At 40.6% G+C, this 18,873-nt stretch carries 13 protein-coding genes; 2 read left to right on the top strand and 11 right to left on the bottom strand.

What is annotated here, in order from left to right:
* Nucleotides 1-188: 188 nt before the first annotated feature.
* Entirely contained in the window at nucleotides 189-848 is a 660-nt protein-coding gene (locus ACFO6W_RS17685; RefSeq protein ID WP_379998844.1) for a hypothetical protein, read from the bottom strand.
* Between the two features lie 930 nt (nucleotides 849-1,778).
* Here ACFO6W_RS17685 and ung point away from each other — a divergent pair.
* Nucleotides 1,779-2,441 (top strand): uracil-DNA glycosylase, encoded by a 663-nt coding sequence (ung, locus tag ACFO6W_RS17680; protein ID WP_291113096.1) that lies wholly within the window; start codon nucleotides 1,779-1,781, stop codon nucleotides 2,439-2,441.
* A gap of 122 nt (nucleotides 2,442-2,563) precedes the next feature.
* On the opposite strand, the gene ACFO6W_RS17675 is transcribed toward ung, so the two are convergent.
* From ACFO6W_RS17675 to ACFO6W_RS17630, 10 genes are all read right to left on the bottom strand, one after another.
* The gene (locus ACFO6W_RS17675) at nucleotides 2,564-4,831 is read right to left on the bottom strand and encodes a GH92 family glycosyl hydrolase (RefSeq protein WP_379998841.1); all 2,268 of its coding nucleotides are present in this window, start codon (nucleotides 4,829-4,831) and stop codon (nucleotides 2,564-2,566) included.
* Nucleotides 4,832-5,315: 484 nt separating this feature from the next.
* A complete protein-coding gene (locus ACFO6W_RS17670) occupies nucleotides 5,316-6,947 on the bottom strand; it encodes a SusD/RagB family nutrient-binding outer membrane lipoprotein (protein WP_379998839.1) in 1,632 nt (543 codons plus the stop codon).
* A 20-nt stretch (nucleotides 6,948-6,967) separates the two neighbouring features.
* A complete protein-coding gene (locus tag ACFO6W_RS17665; protein ID WP_379998837.1) occupies nucleotides 6,968-10,369 on the bottom strand; it encodes a SusC/RagA family TonB-linked outer membrane protein in 3,402 nt (1,133 codons plus the stop codon).
* 358 nt (nucleotides 10,370-10,727) lie between these two features.
* Nucleotides 10,728-11,693: a FecR family protein gene (locus ACFO6W_RS17660; protein WP_379998835.1), complete on the bottom strand. Its 966-nt coding sequence runs from the start codon at nucleotides 11,691-11,693 to the stop codon at nucleotides 10,728-10,730.
* A gap of 67 nt (nucleotides 11,694-11,760) precedes the next feature.
* On the bottom strand, nucleotides 11,761-12,324 hold the full coding sequence (locus ACFO6W_RS17655) for an RNA polymerase sigma-70 factor (RefSeq protein WP_379998833.1): 564 nt from the start codon (nucleotides 12,322-12,324) through the stop codon (nucleotides 11,761-11,763).
* A gap of 515 nt (nucleotides 12,325-12,839) precedes the next feature.
* Nucleotides 12,840-13,859, bottom strand: coding sequence for a peptidoglycan DD-metalloendopeptidase family protein (locus ACFO6W_RS17650; RefSeq protein ID WP_379998831.1), 1,020 nt, complete (start codon nucleotides 13,857-13,859; stop codon nucleotides 12,840-12,842).
* An 8-nt stretch (nucleotides 13,860-13,867) separates the two neighbouring features.
* A complete protein-coding gene (gene ndk, locus ACFO6W_RS17645) occupies nucleotides 13,868-14,329 on the bottom strand; it encodes a nucleoside-diphosphate kinase (RefSeq protein WP_379998829.1) in 462 nt (153 codons plus the stop codon).
* Nucleotides 14,330-14,727: 398 nt separating this feature from the next.
* Nucleotides 14,728-16,035: a solute carrier family 23 protein gene (locus tag ACFO6W_RS17640; RefSeq protein WP_379998827.1), complete on the bottom strand. Its 1,308-nt coding sequence runs from the start codon at nucleotides 16,033-16,035 to the stop codon at nucleotides 14,728-14,730.
* 69 nt (nucleotides 16,036-16,104) lie between these two features.
* On the bottom strand, nucleotides 16,105-16,230 hold the full coding sequence (locus tag ACFO6W_RS17635) for a hypothetical protein (RefSeq protein ID WP_379998825.1): 126 nt from the start codon (nucleotides 16,228-16,230) through the stop codon (nucleotides 16,105-16,107).
* A 244-nt stretch (nucleotides 16,231-16,474) separates the two neighbouring features.
* Nucleotides 16,475-16,786, bottom strand: a complete 312-nt coding sequence (locus ACFO6W_RS17630) for a hypothetical protein (RefSeq protein WP_379998823.1) — start codon at nucleotides 16,784-16,786, stop codon at nucleotides 16,475-16,477.
* A gap of 621 nt (nucleotides 16,787-17,407) precedes the next feature.
* On the opposite strand from ACFO6W_RS17630, the gene ACFO6W_RS17625 reads away from it, so the two are divergent.
* Nucleotides 17,408-18,793, top strand: coding sequence for an Mfa1 family fimbria major subunit (locus tag ACFO6W_RS17625; RefSeq protein WP_379998821.1), 1,386 nt, complete (start codon nucleotides 17,408-17,410; stop codon nucleotides 18,791-18,793).
* The last annotated feature ends 80 nt before the right edge of the window (nucleotides 18,794-18,873 follow it).

The following is an 18,873-nucleotide window of genomic DNA, read 5'->3' as shown; positions in this document are numbered from 1 at the left end:
CGTTTGCGCCTGTCCTCTCTTACTATCTAATATATATAAATCGTTTGGGGGGTAATATATTAATATATTCTTGTCATCCTGAGGAACGAAGTATCTCTTTCCTTCTTTCCCTGACAAATGGGTCGGGATGCTTCCTTCGTCAGCATGACAAGAGAAAGAAAAGTATATCATTAATATTTATGGAATACTTAATTACCTCTTCGCTTTTTCTTTCTTTTCTTTCCCTTATTATATACCGGCCTTCTGTTACTCACTATCACGGCCGTGCCTGTTCCTTGCCGCTGCCCGGCACAGGCCTTATCCGGTTTTTCCATCATCTCCGCAGCCTCTGCATCTTCATTCTCCTCAATCACTTCCGAAACCTCTTTTTCTTCATCTTCAATAATATCCTTTTTTATGTTATCTGTAACGGTCTCTTCCTCAATCACTCGATTATCTCTCGTCGTATACATCTCCTCCCCTTGGGGAGGCCGGGAGGGGCTGTTCCTTTCCAGCAACATCTTTATTGTCCGCAGATCAGGAGGACATTCCTTCTTTATTATCACTTTCGATTTGAAAACCAGTTCATCAGGATTCCTTTCATCAGGAACATATATATCCTTTTCCACTGTTGTCATATATCCCTCCAGTTTCTTTTTCAGCGCGACCTGCATCATTGTCTGCATCGCTTCGCTACGGCGGCTGACGGCCATGTCCACCTCTTTCCTGAATCCGGGTTTCGTATCCATCCAGCTATAATAAGCCTGCCTGCTAAAACCCAATGCCTTACATACCTGAGTCGTAGTATAAAACTCTTCTTCGATAAGAAAAACGATTTTATCCACTAATTCTTCACTATACTTTGCCATATTTTTTAAATAATTATAGGTGTGCGGCAGGCAATGACTATTTATCCATTATCTGCTTTTTTTAGTATAGATAAATGTATTTTGATTTCATAAAAAATTAACACAGCATATTATGCGAATCAGCAGTTGGATTTTAACGTTCAATTATTCTATGCATTTTTTCTACGCGGAATTAAAATTCCTTGTGTTCCTTTTGGCCAAAGCCCCAAAAGGAACCAAAAGTGCTTTAGCGCCCCACTTCAAAGGCCGACCCGTAACGGACAAAAAGACGAAACGGAAAAACTCGCTCTAAAAGTCGTAAAATACGAATTGGCGGATAAGCTCAAACACGTTTCCGTTTTTTTCGTCTTTTAATCCTACGGGTACCCCGTCCGTGAAGTATACGGCGCCTGCTGACGCGCAACCAGGAGCAAAGCCCCTAAAGACAACACGCGCCCGCTCGCGCGGGACGAGGCCGGAATCGCGATGCGGCGACAAGACAAAGGTTCTTCAGGCTCTGGCCATACGTGCGTCAGCCGACTCGTAACTCGTAACTGCCCACAGGGCGTAGTAACTTGTAACTAAAAATTGAACATTTATATCCTACAATAATCACTTCAATCACTGATTGCCACTACTTATTTTATAATAGAAACTTTACTTCTTCACCCAAAAAGTTTTTCTTAGCGCCCGCTCGCGCAGACGTCCCGTCTGTGTGTTGCGTAGCAAACATTTTTGCCCTGTCAATAAGACACGGACTGGAAGTCCGCGCCATCGGGGGGGGGTGTTAACGTCCTATTTTTAGTTACAAGTTAAACTACACTAAGAGCGGTTACCCTAATCCATGATTTATTTTTATCGGACTACATCACAAAAATTGTATCTTTATACCCGGCAATTTGTTAATTTGAGCAGTTACTTAGTATCTAACATAAAACTAACTTACGAATTATGGATGTAAAAATAGAGGAAAGTTGGAAAGAACAGTTGAAAGATGAATTCGACAAAGACTATTTTGTAGAACTAACTGATTTTGTGAGACATGAATACCGTACAAAACAAATATTCCCTCCTGCGAAATTAATATTCAATGCTTTCGAACACACTCCATTCGACAAGGTAAAAGTGGTAATTCTCGGACAAGACCCATATCACAACGACGGTCAGGCACATGGCTTGTCTTTTTCCGTACCTGATGGTATGCCGGCCCCTCCCTCTCTGGTAAATATCTTCAAAGAAATAAACCGCGACATGGGAATCCCTGTACCCGGATCAGGTAATCTGACGCGCTGGGCAAATCAGGGTGTATTGCTCCTCAACGCTACACTGACCGTACAGGCGCACATGGCTGGTTCTCACCAGAAAAAAGGCTGGGAAACATTTACCGATGCGGCTATACATAAATTAGCCGAAGGACGTGAAAATATTGTATTTATCCTCTGGGGTGCTTACGCCCAGAGAAAGGCAGCATTCATAGATACGAATAAACATCTAGTATTAAGATCAGTACATCCATCGCCATTATCCGCGCACAACGGATTCTTTGGGAACAATCATTTCAGCGAAGCAAATAAATATCTGAAATCGAAAGGGATTGAACCAATTGAGTGGTAGAGGAGCCTCACCCAACCACCCCAAAGGGGAATAGGGGACCAAAAATCAAAGCCGCGAGAATCACTTCTGGCGGCTTCACCCTTAATAAAAATCCCTATGATGTGTAAAAGGGATTCTATATCTTATATTTCACCTCTTGTACCCCAGGTTTCGGACGGCTTATCCCCCATCACAAATTCCAGTGTACCACCGGCTTCTATGTCTTTAAAGTCTATATAGAACTTATCGTAGTCTTTGCCGTTAAATGTCACACTCTGGATGTACTTATTAGCAGCACTATTATCTTTCGCTACAATTTTAAGAGTCTTTCCGTCTTTTACCTTAACTGTTGCTTCATTTATAACGGGACTTCCGAAAATATATTTACCTCCGGCCGGCTCAACCTGGTAAAAGCCCAGAGCAGACAATACATACCATGCCGACATCTGGCCTACATCCTCATTTCCCGAAAGTCCGGCCGGCTGGTCGTGGTAAAGTTCCGACATTACCTGACGTACCTTGTCGGCAGTCTTCCACGGTTGACCGATGTAAGGATATATATACAGGATATGATGGCTGGGCTCGTTTCCGTGGGCATATTGGCCTATCAGCCCGCTGATATCCGGGGATGCATGCTCACCCAGCGAACCTTCCACGATAAACAGGGAATCCAGCTTCTGAACAAATGTCTCTTTACTTCCGAACAAGTCTACAAGTCCTTTTATATCGTGTGGTACCAGCCATGTATATTGCCATGCATTACCCTCTGTATAGTCATTATCGCGGTGGACGGATTCAAACGGATTGAACGGGGTCCTGAACTTACCGTCAGACGACAGGCCTCTCATAAATCCTACCGATTTATCGAAATAATGTGTATAAGATTTACTCCGCTTCAGGAAGTAATCATAATCTTCCGTTTTACCCAACTTTTGAGCCACCTGGGCTATACTCCAGTCAGCGATAGCATATTCCATACATTTCGACAAGCCTTCGCTCTCTCCTTTGTCGTAAGGGATATAGCCATATTCTTTCAGGTATTTCAAGCCTCTTTCGTCCAGCATTGCCGAATTTTTCATCGCTTCGAACGCCAGTTCCTTATCAAATCCGTCATATCCTTTCAGGATAGCGTCCGCTACAACCGAAATCCCCAGATTACCCACCATACAATCGGTTTCGCAACCCATCAGATGCCATACGGGCAGTTTACCCTGCTGTTTATATATTGTGAGCATCGTGTTGACAATATCGCTCATCTTTTCGGGATGTATAATCGACATCAACGGATGAGCCGCACGATAGGTATCCCACAACGAGAATGTCGTATAATTCTTAAACGCGCCTTTCTCATGCATTTGTCCGTCAGAGCCTCTGTAATCGTTATTCACGTCACAGAATTCGGAAGGAGCTATCATTGTATGATAAAGCGCCGTATAGAATGTACGTTTAGTCTGCTCGTTGTCCGTTGTAATAATGATTTTATTCAGTTCTTCATTCCAAGCTTTATCTGCATCGGCGACAGTCTTCTCAAAATCCCAGCCCGAAAGTTCAGCCTGCATATTCAGTTTTGCATTATCGATACTTACCGGGGACAAGGCCACTTTTACAAATATATCCTCTTTATCCTTTGTATCGAACAGTACCTGTCCGTATGCCCTTGTCGCCTTTATGGTGTTACCTTCCTGCACAGCGGTAGTATCCGACACAATAAATCCCTTCATCGGCTTGGAGAAAACAGCTGTGAAGAAAATCTTCTGGTCATTAGCCCAGCCTTTCGAATAGCGGTAACCCGATATGACAGAATCATTCTCCTGAGTCAGATAACCTTCCACGGGAGCATCCCAGCCTATACCATGTTGCAGGTCGATAATAACTTTCGACAAATCGGACCGGGGGAATGTATATTTATGGAAACCTACCCTCTTGGTTGCTGTCAGTTCCACATCGACATTAAACCTGTCGAGATGTACAGCATAATAACCGGGTTTTACTTTTTCAGTTTCCCTTCTGAATAATGAATAAATCCCCGACTCAGGATCTTTCAGATTTCCCCGTGTAAGTTTTACATCGCCGGTAGCCGGCATAAAGCCAATATCACCGAGATCACCTATTCCTGTACCACTCAGGTGCATATGTCCGAATCCGATAATTGTGGAGTCGGTGATATGATAACCCGAACACCAGTCCCAGCCCTGAGAAAAGTTTGTAGGGCCCAACTGTACCAATCCGAACGGAACGTCGGCTCCTACAAATACATGCCCATGATCACCTGTCCCTATATAAGGATCGACGTACTGGGTAAGATTTACAAGTTCCGTACCTTTTTCCGATTCATTACATGAATAAAACAAAGTGCCTGAGATAATACCCAAACAGATTGTTTTTGCAATGCGATTAAAATTCGATCTCATTGTCTGATTTTTAATTGTATATTTAGTTTTGTTATATTCGATTTATAGTTTCCAAGCCCGCTCTACGATATCTGAAGGCATTATTATATCCAGAATTAATCAAAGATTCACAGGCAACAATTACAATTATGACAAATTTACATAATAAACTGAAACAAAAAGATATTTGTCAATCATTTAATAATTTATAACAGATAAAGAACAGGGCGGTCTTTTTAAAGACAACCCCCTTCTCTGCCTTTTGTTTGAATACCTGATTACAGGCTGTTATAAAATATTATCTTTTTAGAAGAAATTTTTTTATGCCATCTTACGCATTTATTTGAAAACGGAGTTCCCAAAATGATATCAAAACAATGGGATCTCTCATGGACAAAAAGATACGGAACGAGGGCTGCAAAGCTGGTCGGGGTATCTTAGACCCGAAAGCAGAAAGCACCTTATTTTAGGGGTACTTCCTGCTTATGATCAGAAGAATATCGGATTATTCCTTGTCCCACCAGACACGAGACGTCATCTTGTCTCCATCCGAAAGCCTCTTGACTGCATCGTTATAGTTTCCCGCATTATTCTGAGACTCGTTTATCGGATACGTAAACCTGCGGGGAATCTCCGAGCTTATGCTGTTCGGATAAGTCGGACGGTTGTGAGGCGCAGCATAAACTGACTTTATTTCAGGATATCCTGTGCGGCGCCAGTTAGCAAATGTTTCATATTCATCGCCAAACGTCGTGACATAATATTGCCAGTTGATCTCTTTGAGCTGGTTTGCATCAAACCTGTTCAAAGCTTCGGTGACATAATCATTTATGCTTGCATCTGACAAATAAAGATTATATTCTGTCCTGGCGGCTATATAGAATGAGAATTGATGCATAGCCGCTCTTATTCCCTTTTCGAGATATTCTTTTGCAGTAGCATTTCCACCCGGAATAAAACCCCGCGCAGCAGCATCTGCCAGGAGTAAATTATTCTCGGTATATGTGACTAGCATTGACGGCACATCGGGACGGGAATATGTTTTTCTGTTCGGCAAGGCATAGTATTTTCTCCAATCTTGTCCGGGGTAACCGGGAGCGTTCGCTAAATCCCAATTACCTTCTGCAGCTCTGTACCCTATAGGTAAGCCTATCAGTTTGCCGGCATCGGAGCTATCTCCGAAATCGAAATCACCTAACCATTTTTCTTCAGGATTAGTAGAACATCTTGTCGCGATCAAATGGATACGGGGATCTTTTGTCTCTTTTAGCTGACCAATAAAATATTCGCTTAAATAAAACTTAGCCGGGTCCTCATTCGAAAGGATTTTCCCGAAAGGTTCAGCTGAGTCGTCCGTTACCAACCCATCGGCATGAGGTAATGCCGCGTTGTCTTCAGCGTTTGTAAATAATCCGTTAGCCACGGCCTTTTCTGTCCATGTTTTAGCTTTTCCGGCATCTGCTTTACTAAGTCTCATTGCTATGCGAAGCATCAGTGAATTTGCAAATTTGCGCCATTTTTCAGGATTACCTTTATATATTACGTCCGCACTACCAATAGTATTCTGGGACGAAGGACTACTTAGCGCAGTATTTACTTCATCCAGTTCTTTCAGTAAGTCATCATAGATCGATTCCTGGGTATCGTATTTCGGATAACCGGTAAGACTTGGCTGGCCAGCTTCAAAGTAAGGAACATCCCCGTAAAGATCGGTCATGCGGTGAAGCATGAAAGCTTTCATTACCCTGGCGTACTGTACCTCATTCGCATAGCCCGGCTTATCTTTCCACTGGGCTATTACCTCAATTATATTTCTTATAGGAGCTCTGCCTCCTACATAAAAACCATCCCAATAAGCGGCATTATATCCTTCGGACCAGGTATAGAAAACACCCTGGGACCAATCGGCCGATGCAGTATGCTGCATCATATTAGCTGCATATATACATGAATTACGCCAAATATCCCAGTCGGACCCTGCTATTTGGGATTGTACCTGAGTGAACATCAAACCATAATCCATATTTCCCGGATTTAAATGTTCGGGATCATTATTTACATCTCCAAAATCATTGCAACTTGTAGTAAAACCGATCAAGCAAACTGTTGCATATATATATAGAATTATTTTTTTCATCATTATCCTATTTTACAAGATTAAAACTTAATGTTCACATTGAATCCGAGACTTCTTACAGCCGGGTATCCGTTCAACTCCAGTCCTTGTCCGTTAGTATTATTGTATGCGGATTCCGGATCTATATTGTCGGTGTGTTTCAAGATAGTCCATAGATTACGTGCCACCAAAGAAACGGACAATCCTTTTACCGCGCTGTTCTGTCCTAATATAGATTTTGGAAAATTGTACCCTAATGACAATTCACGGAATTTTATGAAGCTGGCATTATAAATGAATTCTTCAGCGATATTGTTTGACACAATTCCTTTCCAGTATTCCTGTGCCGACACAGCGACATTGTTTGCAACGTAGTTGCCTGACGCATCCAGCATTACTCCATTTCCTATGATAGTACCTTTACCATCTTCACCTCTACCTTCAAGAGTGTTTTTGTGAAGTCCGTTGCTGTATAAAGAATAGTTTGTTCCAGAAAATAATTTAGCTCCTAATTTAAAATCTATCAGGAATGACAATGTCCAGTCTTTGAATGTAAGCTGATTGCGCCATCCTCCTGTCAGTTTATATACTCCCGAACCTAAATTTTCAAGTTCATCCGAACTCTGAGCTATACCATCTTTATAAACAATCTGTCCATCGACCCGTTTGTATTTATAACCTACCAGCTCGCCGTATGGTTTACCTACGATATTTTGTACGGTTACATTTCCACTGCGCGCGGAGGCACCGTCTATACTTAGATTTGTTACGGGAATTCCTCCGTTTTCGCCCAGATATTTTACTTCGCTGTTATTATAGGCAATATTAAAAGTCGTATTCCACATCAAGTTCTGGGTCTGTACAGGCACGGCATCTACCATAAATTCGAGCCCATTATTTTTAATTTCTCCTACATTCATGATAGTTGAGCTAAAGCCGGAAGCACTGCTGGTCGTAATTCTGGCGATGTCGTCTTTAGTATTCTTTATATAATAAGCCATATCAAAAGACAAACGGTTCTTAAAGAAGGCAAGATTCAGGCCCGCCTCCCACTCTGAAATGCGGACGGGTTTCAGATTCGGGTTCGGATAAGTTTCATTATTGACTGTGGCATTATTTTGTCCGTTGAATATATAATTATTTAGTTTATATGTCAGTATATTCTGATACGGATCGGTTCCATTCGAAGCGGAAGCATATGCTACACGTACTTTACCAAATTCAAACGCGGCCGGAACATCGAAAGTATCTGTAAATACCCATGATACGCCGGCAGAAGGGTAGAAATAACTATTATTATCCGGATTCAGTGTTGAAAACCAGTCATTTCTTCCTGTAAGATTCAGGAATATCTGATTTTTATATCCGAAGTCAGCTGTCGCATAGATCGAATTGACACGATATTCAATATGACTCTTACTCATAGGGCGGTTTCCTACATTATTTACAGAGGTGAATCCCGGAACAAGAAACGGACGAACACCATCTGCCATCCACTGTTTCGTAATGTTACGCTGGCGGTTTCCTCCAAAAGTAGCTGCGGTACTCCAGTCCCCAAAGGTTTTGTTGAATCCGATCAAATAGTTCAGATTTATTTCAGAAAAGGTTTTTGAATATTCTGTCAGCCAACCGGCAGGGTCAGCTGCAGCACCCATTGGTTGAACCTGCTTGAAATCAAGGCTGTATCCGTCACGGGTTACCGCCCCTTGTATATACAACCAGTCAAAGATGTCATATTTCAAAGTGAGACCTCCAGTCAAACGATTCTTATTTGTCTCGTTTGTTTTTCTGTATTGTAACCAGTATGGATTATTGAAATATACATTATCTCCTCCGATCAATTCCTTTCCGTCTGCTGTCGTACCCCAGTCTGACCCGGGTGTCCCGCGTTCCAGCCAGCGTACGTCAAAGGAGTTGGCCCTGTATAGCAATGATGCGTTGGTGTTTCCGTTTCCATCCGATAGATTGGAACGCCCTTTGAATTTTTCAAACACATAGTTGGCATTCACCATCAACTGTATCTTTGAAGTTACATTATAGGTGCTGTTCATGTTGATACCCTGCTGACTGATGTATGAATTAGGAAGGATGCTTTTATCATACATATTAGACAGCCCAAAACGGTAGATTATCTTGTCGGATGCTCCGCTCACCGATAACGAAGCTGCGTCATTGACCCCGGTACGGTAAAAGCTATCCCAGTTGTCGACATATGAATATTTGTATTCATTTCCCAAAAAATTTATGGCTTTTCCGCCGTCGAGGCGTTCACCCCAGCTTGAAGTTTCCGTTTTTACCGCAGACTCCTGGGTCATCGGGCGTATACCGTTTTCTCCCTGACCAAATGTTTTCTGGAAATCACGGTAATCGTAAATATTATTGAATGTCAGGCTGTTGTTAAATTCAATACTGGTCGGTTGCCCTTTCTTTCCTGATTTAGTTGTAACCAAAATGGCCCCATTACCTCCGCGGTATCCATAAAGCGCGGATGCAGCAGCACCTTTCAGAACCTGGATACTGGCAATATCATCCGGACTGATATTAGACAATCCGTCACCCATATCCATTCCCCCCCATGTACCTGCACTTCCTAGATTGGAGTTATTGAACGGAACTCCATCGATTACATACAGAGGCTGGTTATTCCCTGTCAGGGAAGCGTTTCCACGAATGATTACACGGCTACTACCGCCTGCTCCGGTGGCATTACCCGCTACAGATACTCCGGCGACTTTACCCGAAAGCGCATTCCCTATATTAATATCACGTGACTGTGTAAAGTCATCACCTCCCACAGAAGTAGTTGAATAACCCAATGATCTTTGCTGCCTTTTGATACCTAACGCAGTGACAACAATATCATCAAGCATTTTTACATCTTCCGTCAAAGTTATATTTACAAGACTTTGTCCTTTCAATTCTACTTCCTGAGTAACAAAGCCAATAAAAGAAAAGACCAGTGCGGCATTCGGATTCGCTACTTTGAGCGTATATGCTCCATCCATGTCTGTTACAGTTCCGGTGGTAGTCCCTTTTACCGCGACACTTACCCCGACCAACGGTTCTCCCTGTTCGTCCTGAACTTTACCGGTTATTGTTTTTCCTTCCTGTAAAGGAGTATTTACAGCAAGGGCACCCTGTCCGTTTTTATTCGACAGAATGATATGTGAGCCTTCCATCGAATAACTGACATTCGTTTCTTTAAACAAATCGTTCAACACCTGGTAAACAGGCTTTGTATTAGCCTTCACAGATACGTTTTGGTCTGTTTCTACTTTATCGTTATAGATGAACAAATAATCGGTCTGTTTCTCTATTTCGGTCAAAACCTTATCAAGACGAATATTTTTTTCGTTGATGGTAACTCTTGCCTTTTGGGAGTAAGAGTCTTCGGCATAAATAGAGAGCATTCCGACAAACAATAGTAACGTCGTGATTTTCATGATTCTAAAAAAATGTTTAATTTTTTCATTTTTCAACAAAAAGCGGTCGTGAAAAACTTTATTTTCCATAGATTTACGATGTTTTTGATTAATACGGTCTAAAAAATTGTATTGATTTCCCTAGCCAATAGGTGTTGCCGCACTTATTGGCTTTTTCGTTTACACGATAAAAGCGTTTTTAAATGTTTCTCATAGGCGGTCATTTTTTTATAAGGTTAAACGATTGATTGTATCTACTTATTAATAAATTACAGAAAACAATTTATAATACCATATTCCCTTTCGTTATGCGGTTATATGTCTTTTACGGATAAATCCTGTCCTTTACACATCTATTTTTCACACTGCCTGCCAATATCTATTTTATATACACAATATGCTTTTCGGTATCCCTTTCATATTTGAAATTAACATCCTTCTGCAATACACGCAAGGCATAGTCTACTCCATCTATAACACGGAATTTACCTGTGTATATAAGATTGCCAACCTGAGGATTTTCAATTATAATTTTTATATCATATACCTTCTCAAACGATTTCATTATTTGGGCAAAAGGTTCATTCTTGAAGCTAATCAGGCCATCCTTCCATTCATAAGCACTAAAGTCGTCTACATATTCGGTTTCCAACTTTCCGTTTTTCAGATACGCCTTATTGTTAGGCGTTAATATTACCGACCGTAAAGAATCGCATGCAGCCCTTACTTTTACTTTCCCTTCCATCAGCATTGTTTCGAAACTGCGAGTGTCCGGATAGGCCATTACATCAAACTTTGTACCTAGCGCCTGGATTATGCCGTCTTGCGTTTTAACAAGAAAAGGTACATCTTTATTCTTTGCAACATTAAAATAGGCTTGTCCTTCCAACAATATCAACCGTTCTTTTTCGTTAAAGGACACAGGGTATTTTATTGTTGTTTTGGCATTCAGCCACACATCCGTTCCATCCGGCAATATTATGTTTAAACGCTGTCCGGCAGGTACCGAAATCGTTTGGACAGCTACTCGCCTGTCTGTCTTATTTAAATGGAGGAAATAATACCAGCTGCCGGATAAAGTAATGGCTATGACTGCCGCTATCTTTATAAATTCTCTAAAATAGGCAGATATACGCCGGCGATTTCCGGAAGGGACAGGCAACTGCCCTGTATTCTCTTCAATATCCAGCTCTTTACTATTAAGAAGTATGGCGTCAAACATCCTCCGTTCTTCGAAAAAGCGTTTCTCATTCTCAGGAGAATCCGTTACCCACTGCCTTATAAGCTCATCTTCAGCCTGAGTCGTAAGACCTTCAAAAAATTTATATAATAGTTTAAAATCCATTTTTCATTAACCTCTATATAAACAACAGGTGAGACACAAACATCCCTAGTAGAAAAATCGTTTTTTTTTAAATAGAGAAGAATGCCAGGAATACAGACATGTAATCTTTAAGGCTGGAACGAAGCTGCGACAAAGCTTTTGTGATATGAAACTCGACACCCTTCGTTGTAATGTTCAACGCCTCTGCTATTTCCTTATGTGATTTATTTTCGTAACGGCTCATTCTAAAAATTTCCAGCGTTCTTTCCGGCAGAGACGCCAGGGTCTGATTGATTATCTTTTCCACTTCTGCCGAAAAAAGCTCTTCCGGATTACACGCCGAAAGTGTTGTAATACGCATATTGAGCTCCCAGTGCGCCAGAGTCTGTATATTGTCGAGTGTTTTATTTTGCAGACTTTTATGTTCGAGATAATTAAGGCACTTGTTTTTTATGATAGTCAATACATAAGCTTTAACGTTAGACCCGGATGCAAGATTCTGCCTGTTCTCCCAGTATGCCATAAAAGCTTCTGTGGTGATATCCTCCGCAATGGATATATCCCTTACATATGTATTTGCAAAACGGATAAAACGAGGATGATAATCTGTATAAAATTTATTAAACGATTTCAGATCAAAAGGTTCTGTCATATTATTGCGGTTTTATACGTGTAGGATAAGTTTCATATGTTATAGCCCAAAGTATATATGCCCTGTTATTTCTATATTTTTTGTGTATTACAATAATGGCTTTATTCTAATTAATAAATCAGAATAAAGCCATTTTTTTCCAAGGCACGGTTATAGCGTGAAAAGTTCTTTAACAAAACAATACCGACTCCCAAATATTCAGGAGAAAAATAAGCATAATAAAATATTATTTCCTGTATTTTTCTTTGCATAAATACTGCTTATAAAACGCTTCTATTTATTTTCTCTGTAAACCGGCACTATCACTCTATATTCAGTATAATTTAAGCACAAAGTTCTAAAAAAATATTAAAACCAAAGAATCAAACCTTAATTAAGTTGTTTTATCCGATCAATAAAAGCAGTTTGTAAAGAAAACGGACATCGATCATTCATCATCCGGCCTCTATATAAATAACAAAGGCTGCAAGAATTAGTTCTGGCAGCCTTATTATTATTCATAAATCAACCACAGTTTAAGACACCCTCAAGGATTTGCCCAAACGTAATGTAGTTTTTGCTGTAATGCTGTTCAGTGCACAGATTTTGCTCACTGTCGTCCCATATTTACGGGCTATGGCCCCCAATGTATCACCGGACTTTATACGGTGATAATTGACATTTCCTGAAGCATATTTATTTTTGACATTTGCTTTCGATCGGGTGGTTGAAGCCAGTGTATTTACATTCACCCCTTTCGAACTTCTGCTGTAACTTGCAGCTGTAACTGTATATGTATCTTTATGACACACTTTATTTTCGAAATCAACTATATTTACCGGATTAATAGGGTTTCCCAGAAAGCGCATTTCGAAATGCAGGTGCGAGCCTGTAGAACGGCCTGTATTTCCACCTAATGCGATCGGATCTCCCGATTTTACCACATCATCCTCATCTACCAGAAACTTAGATAAATGTCCGTATACAGTTTCTAATCCATTCGGATGACGGAGCGCCAGATAATAGCCGTATCCACGACGTTCATATTGCTTTACACGTACTTTTCCATCAAATGCGGCATAGATCGTATCACCGGTCTGCACTTTCAGGTCTATACCATAGTGCATCCTGCGACGGCGAGGGCCGAAATTGGAAGTTACATATCCCATTGTAGGCATTGTAAAATTGGAAAGATTCACAGTAAATGTATCTGGTATATTTTCTATAGAGCGGTAAGCATTTACATAACGGTTGTTCCATATACCGCTGTAAAGGTCTTCGGCAGGAATTTCATCCGCTGCAAGCACGCGTTCTTCCTGAACTTCCTTCAATATAGAAAGGTCTCTTTTGATCTTTATTCCATCGGCATAAAGATTATTAGCATTCATCCGGCTGTGACGTTGCTTATACTTTAATTCTACTCTGTCTGCATTAGATTCTGAGGTATTGGCAGTGTGTTGGGCGAAACTACTCATAGGTAGTAAAAACATAGCTGCTACAGGTAGTAGCCTCAGTTTTTTCAAGCCTCCGGTCAAACTGTTTTTCTTTTCTTGCATAATATAATTTAGATCTCGTCACATGCATACAAGTGTGCATATGTAGATAGTTTATAATCAAAAATCTCGTTATCTGTAAAGAATCTTTTTAATTCTATTTTTGCCGATTCTGCGGAATCCGAAGCATGTACAATATTTTCCTGGGCACTTACCGAAAAATCGCCTCTGATTGTTCCCGGAAGAGCCTCTCGTCCGTTAGTCACCCCGATTAGAGAACGAACGACTTTGGCCGCATCAATCCCCTCCCAGCATTGAATTATAACGGGGCATATTTGCATAGAATCCTTTACTCGCTGAAAAAACGGGCGTTCTTTCAAATGAGCATAATGTTCGTTTAAAATAGTGTCGGTCAATTGCATCATTTTCATTCCTGCTAAACGTAAACCTTTCTTTTCAAAGCGGGAAATAACCTCTCCCATCAACGCTCGTTGAACGCATGAAGGTTTCAGAATAACAAGGGTTTTTTCCATAATTCAGGCCTCGAAATAAATGCGGTTTAGTTTATATAACCGTCAAATATAAAACTTATTTCAAAAGCTCGCAACCCCAATTCCTTTAAAAAAGGACTATTTAACAGCATTTTAAGTATGTTTTACAGCATATTTCCGGATAAACCACTTAAAAATAGGGATATAACGGCTACGCCGGAAATCACACCGATTAACTTATTATAACATGGTGAAAATTCGGCATTTATTATATTTAATGCTGAAAAAAGGTATAAAATTGTGCAGGATATACAAGGGAATACCTTATATTAAGGAGTATATCCCTGAGCCGTCAGGGGTCCGGAAATAAAGGAAAACGAGTATGGATTATAAATACAAATGAGATAATTTACAATCCATAACCCGCAATTAGTTTATGCTTAATCTTTAAACATTTCGTCAAAATCAACGACTTGTTTACCGGGCAATACCTGGTTTAACACCACTCCTATGATAGAAGCCAGCGCCATGCCCTCGAGTGAAAATGTTTTTCCTATATGAATCGCTGCACCGCCGATACCGATAACCAGAATAACCGATGATATGATAAGGTTACGTTTGCGGCTGAAATCCACTTTATTCTCCACCAACATACGCAGACCGCTGGAAGCGATAATACCAAACAATAAGATAGAAACCCCTCCCATAACCGGAGTCGGAATGGTAGTAAGCAAGGCCGCTATTTTACCGCAAAAGCCAAACAGTATGGCAAAGACGGCGGCACCGACAAACAGATAGATACTGAACGCACGTGTAATAGCCAACACTCCGATATTCTCGCCGTATGTTGTTACCGGAGGTCCTCCGATAGAAGCGGCAATCATTGTAGCAACACCATCGCCCAACATGGAACGATCCAGTCCCGGATCTTTTATAAGGTCTTTATTTACAACTTTGCTGAGTACCAACTGATGACCGATATGTTCGGCAATAGGAACGATAGCCACAGGAACCATCATCAGGAATATTCTCCATGTAAATGATGGTGTATAATGAACAAAAGGCACTTCGAATGGGGGCAACTGAATCCATTTGGCATCTATAACTGCCTGCAGGTCAACAACACCCAGGATTATAGAAAATACATACCCCCCTACAATACCCACAAGTACAGGTATTACACTCAGGAAACCACGGGTAAATATAGCTGTGAGAATAGTTATAGTAAGAGTAACCAAACCAACTATCACATAAGTAAGGTCGTAATCTCCGGCCGGATTATTTGTTGACATATTCACTGCTGTCGCCGAAAGCCCCAATCCAATAACCATGATAACAGGACCTACAACTACAGGTGGCAATAATTTCATCAGCCATTTAGTCCCCGCCTTAGTAATAACAAGAGCTACAACGGAATAAGTCACCCCTACAAGAAAACTACCAACCAGAAAACTCCCCATACCCACTCCTGACGCAGGATCAAGTTCTAAAGCCTTTACGGCGATAATAGGATTGATAAAGGCAAATGAAGACCCCAGATAAGACGGTACCTTCCCCTTCGTTATTGCTATAAAAACAAGCGTACCTATACCGCTGGAGATCAATGCTACTGCAGGGCTCATTCCTGTCAGGGCCGGAACTAAAACCGTAGCGCCAAACATGGCAAACAGATGCTGGATACTCAACAGCAACCATTGCGCCGGTCTCGGTTTTTCTTTAATTCCCAATACTACTTTTTTCTCTTCCATTCTTAAATTTGTTTTTCATATTACCAATTAAGCATAAAAAAAGCCGAAAACTAAATATCGGCTCTGTATTTAAAGATCTATTCCCTTAGACTTCTTTTTCTTTATCATAATGTATGCACCTACCCCAAGTACCAGTATCAGATAATCTCCTCCCACATAACGCAACACTCCGTTACGTGCTTCTGTTTTCTTCACTTCCGAAGGACCAGTCCCTTCCCTGAGGAGCCTTATACCTTCTGCATCCGGTGTGCGTCAAGGCTTTCCTGCATTCCCATTAGTACAAAAAATAGAAATGTTATCAATAATAACCGTTCCATTCTGAGTAGTCCTTTTTTATAATAGTTTGTGTAATGTAAATCAGGCGCAAATGTAATAATTATTTATATAATTCCTATACGCATCCTACGAAATATTATTCTTACATAAAATTCTGTTTTAATCAATCACCGGCATCCGGTGTTATCGAAAGCAATACCTTTCCATCCTGGCTGTATATCATCCGTACAAGATCACCGGTATCCACATTCTCATACAAAGATTTATTCACTTCGTAGCTACAGTCATCAATGATAAGGTAGTATTTTTCCTCCGGTTCCGCTTCCTGCGCCCATGTACTGATCAATGTACCTCCTAACACAGGGGAAGGTATCGCTGTATCATTCTCTTCATAATCCAGCAGGACTTCTTTATCCTGTAATTTTTCTATTCTGACCAACACTTTAGAATCTGTCGTTTTGTTTATTGATTTCATAGCTTCAACTTTTAGTAATCATAAGCAATCAGCAATAATTGATGTAACGCTCCTGACGGCAGCAGACAAGGACAAAAAATCATGTGCCTCCGTGCCCTATAATACTGCAATAAACCGGGCTCATCATTTAATTCTATTTTTTAACATTAAGAATTTAAATATCACAAAGTTACAATTTATTTTCCTCCAATTATACATCAAAAACAGGAAATAAAACAGTATTCATCGTCAACAGAGTATATTAACATCTGTTAAAATAATATATAAAGATAAAGTTATATATAACTATAAATATATCAGTGTAATAATTTTAATGATTTATTCAGAACTTTTTATATTCTAAGGCGTTATAGTAGGGAAAGAGGACAACAGCATAAAGCATAAAGAATCAGGGTATAAAAATTTGAATTAGAGTATAAAACTTAAAACTCCATTTTTAGGGCATAATCATTAAAGACGTAGTAACTGTATTTTTTTTATTGCAGAATATATTTCAGAATCCAGATAATATATTGGGCAATGAAGGGGAGATTACTATGTGTAAAAATGAATCCTTTGAATTTTCAACAAACACAAATAACCGACAATAAGAGTCTTGTAATAAATCAATTAAGAAGCATTATGAATTCCAAAAAGTATTTTTTAGCATCTGCTATTGTACTCGGCTTTATAGCCTGTAGCAATAATGACACAGAGGATACAGAAGGCGGTGAGGCCGAAGGCTCTCCGACCTATATCAATTTATCCATCTCCCTTCCTAAAGGCTCAACAAAGGCTTTACCGGGAGATTACAACCCTGATGGAGAATATGTAGGAAATGACGGCATACAAACGCTCGACGTTTATATGCTCGGAACAGATAAAACGATGGAAGCAAAACGGTTCTCGGGTACGGATCTGTCCGCCAGCGGAACGGTCATTTCTCCCAGCCAGCCGTTCAGAACTACATCCGGCACAAAAGTTGTTTACGTTGTATTAAACAGTCCCAATCCATTAGGTACAACCACGCCTGCGAGCAATAACCTTTTACCCATTGCAGGTCTGGCACAGATTAAAACTGTCTCCGGAGTAAACTATGATGTTATCACGATGACCGGAAAGAGCTCCCCTACATATATTGAGCCGGATATAACCGTCCAGGAAGTAACTACAGGGACCAATAGAATAAGCATACAAGCAGAACGTATTGCTTCCCGCGTCATCGTAACCTCCACAGCATCAACCGACCTGTTAGATGACAACGGAGCTAAAATAGGAACAATCTCCAATATGACTTACTCTGTAGCACAAGGTACCAACAAAGTTTACTTCTCATCCCAAACGGATCATGTTACCTGGGGTAGCTCCTATGTACCTGCCTTAGGTACTTACAGTACCGATGCGCCCCAATATTATGATTATGCGGATTTAACGACACCTGCTACTGTTCCGGCAAGACCTATCGCCGGTGACGGATATAAATCCCTCCGGGGAAAATTTTTATTTGAAAACACCCATACAGAAGGCGATGTAAAAACATCTCAGTACAAAAAGGGTAACACTGCATATGTATTAGTCAGGGCCAAATTCACTCCTCTGCCATCTGCTATAGCTGATGGAGGTGCTCTTACTAACGGCACATTCTACGTGGGGGAAACCGATGGGAAAATATACTCTACCAAAGGAGCAGCACAAGCTGCCGTTCAAAATCAGAAAGTAGCACTATATGAAGGAGGGAAAATGCTTCAATACGCATGGCTTAATCCTGATAATACTGCAAAACCCCTCAATTCGCCTGTGGTAAGAAATAATATTTATCACATAAATATTTCTGCTTTCAAGAAAATAGGACTTAACTGGAATCCTTTGGTTCCGGGCACAGACAATCCGGACCCTAAGCCCGGTAATCCGGACGAACCGCAAACCCCTATTGATCCAGTGGACCCGTTATCTCCTGAACAAACATATATGACAGTTGATATATCTATTCTGGACTGGACTGTACATTCTTATGATATAGAGTTATAATATAAGAGACCCCAAATATCCTTTGGGGCATGCCAATCCCCAAAGGATATAATTACAAACTTATACTGCTAATTGAAATA

The organism is Dysgonomonas termitidis (assembly GCF_042654545.1).
GTDB classification, from domain to species: Bacteria; Bacteroidota; Bacteroidia; order Bacteroidales; family Dysgonomonadaceae; genus Dysgonomonas; species Dysgonomonas termitidis.
This window is presented reverse-complemented; position numbering and strand designations above follow the sequence as displayed.

Excerpts from the sequence above, each read along its gene's own strand:
- ACFO6W_RS17685 (WP_379998844.1), bottom strand. The coding sequence starts at position 848 with ATGGCAAAGTATAGTGAAGAATTAGTGGATAAAATCGTTTTTCTTATC.
- ung (WP_291113096.1), top strand. The coding sequence starts at position 1,779 with ATGGATGTAAAAATAGAGGAAAGTTGGAAAGAACAGTTGAAAGATGAA.
- ACFO6W_RS17675 (WP_379998841.1), bottom strand. The coding sequence starts at position 4,831 with ATGAGATCGAATTTTAATCGCATTGCAAAAACAATCTGTTTGGGTATT.
- ACFO6W_RS17670 (WP_379998839.1), bottom strand. The coding sequence starts at position 6,947 with ATGAAAAAAATAATTCTATATATATATGCAACAGTTTGCTTGATCGGT.
- ACFO6W_RS17665 (WP_379998837.1), bottom strand. The coding sequence starts at position 10,369 with ATGAAAATCACGACGTTACTATTGTTTGTCGGAATGCTCTCTATTTAT.
- ACFO6W_RS17660 (WP_379998835.1), bottom strand. The coding sequence starts at position 11,693 with ATGGATTTTAAACTATTATATAAATTTTTTGAAGGTCTTACGACTCAG.
- ACFO6W_RS17655 (WP_379998833.1), bottom strand. The coding sequence starts at position 12,324 with ATGACAGAACCTTTTGATCTGAAATCGTTTAATAAATTTTATACAGAT.
- ACFO6W_RS17650 (WP_379998831.1), bottom strand. The coding sequence starts at position 13,859 with ATGCAAGAAAAGAAAAACAGTTTGACCGGAGGCTTGAAAAAACTGAGG.
- ndk (WP_379998829.1), bottom strand. The coding sequence starts at position 14,329 with ATGGAAAAAACCCTTGTTATTCTGAAACCTTCATGCGTTCAACGAGCG.
- ACFO6W_RS17640 (WP_379998827.1), bottom strand. The coding sequence starts at position 16,035 with ATGGAAGAGAAAAAAGTAGTATTGGGAATTAAAGAAAAACCGAGACCG.
- ACFO6W_RS17630 (WP_379998823.1), bottom strand. The coding sequence starts at position 16,786 with ATGAAATCAATAAACAAAACGACAGATTCTAAAGTGTTGGTCAGAATA.
- ACFO6W_RS17625 (WP_379998821.1), top strand. The coding sequence starts at position 17,408 with ATGAATTCCAAAAAGTATTTTTTAGCATCTGCTATTGTACTCGGCTTT.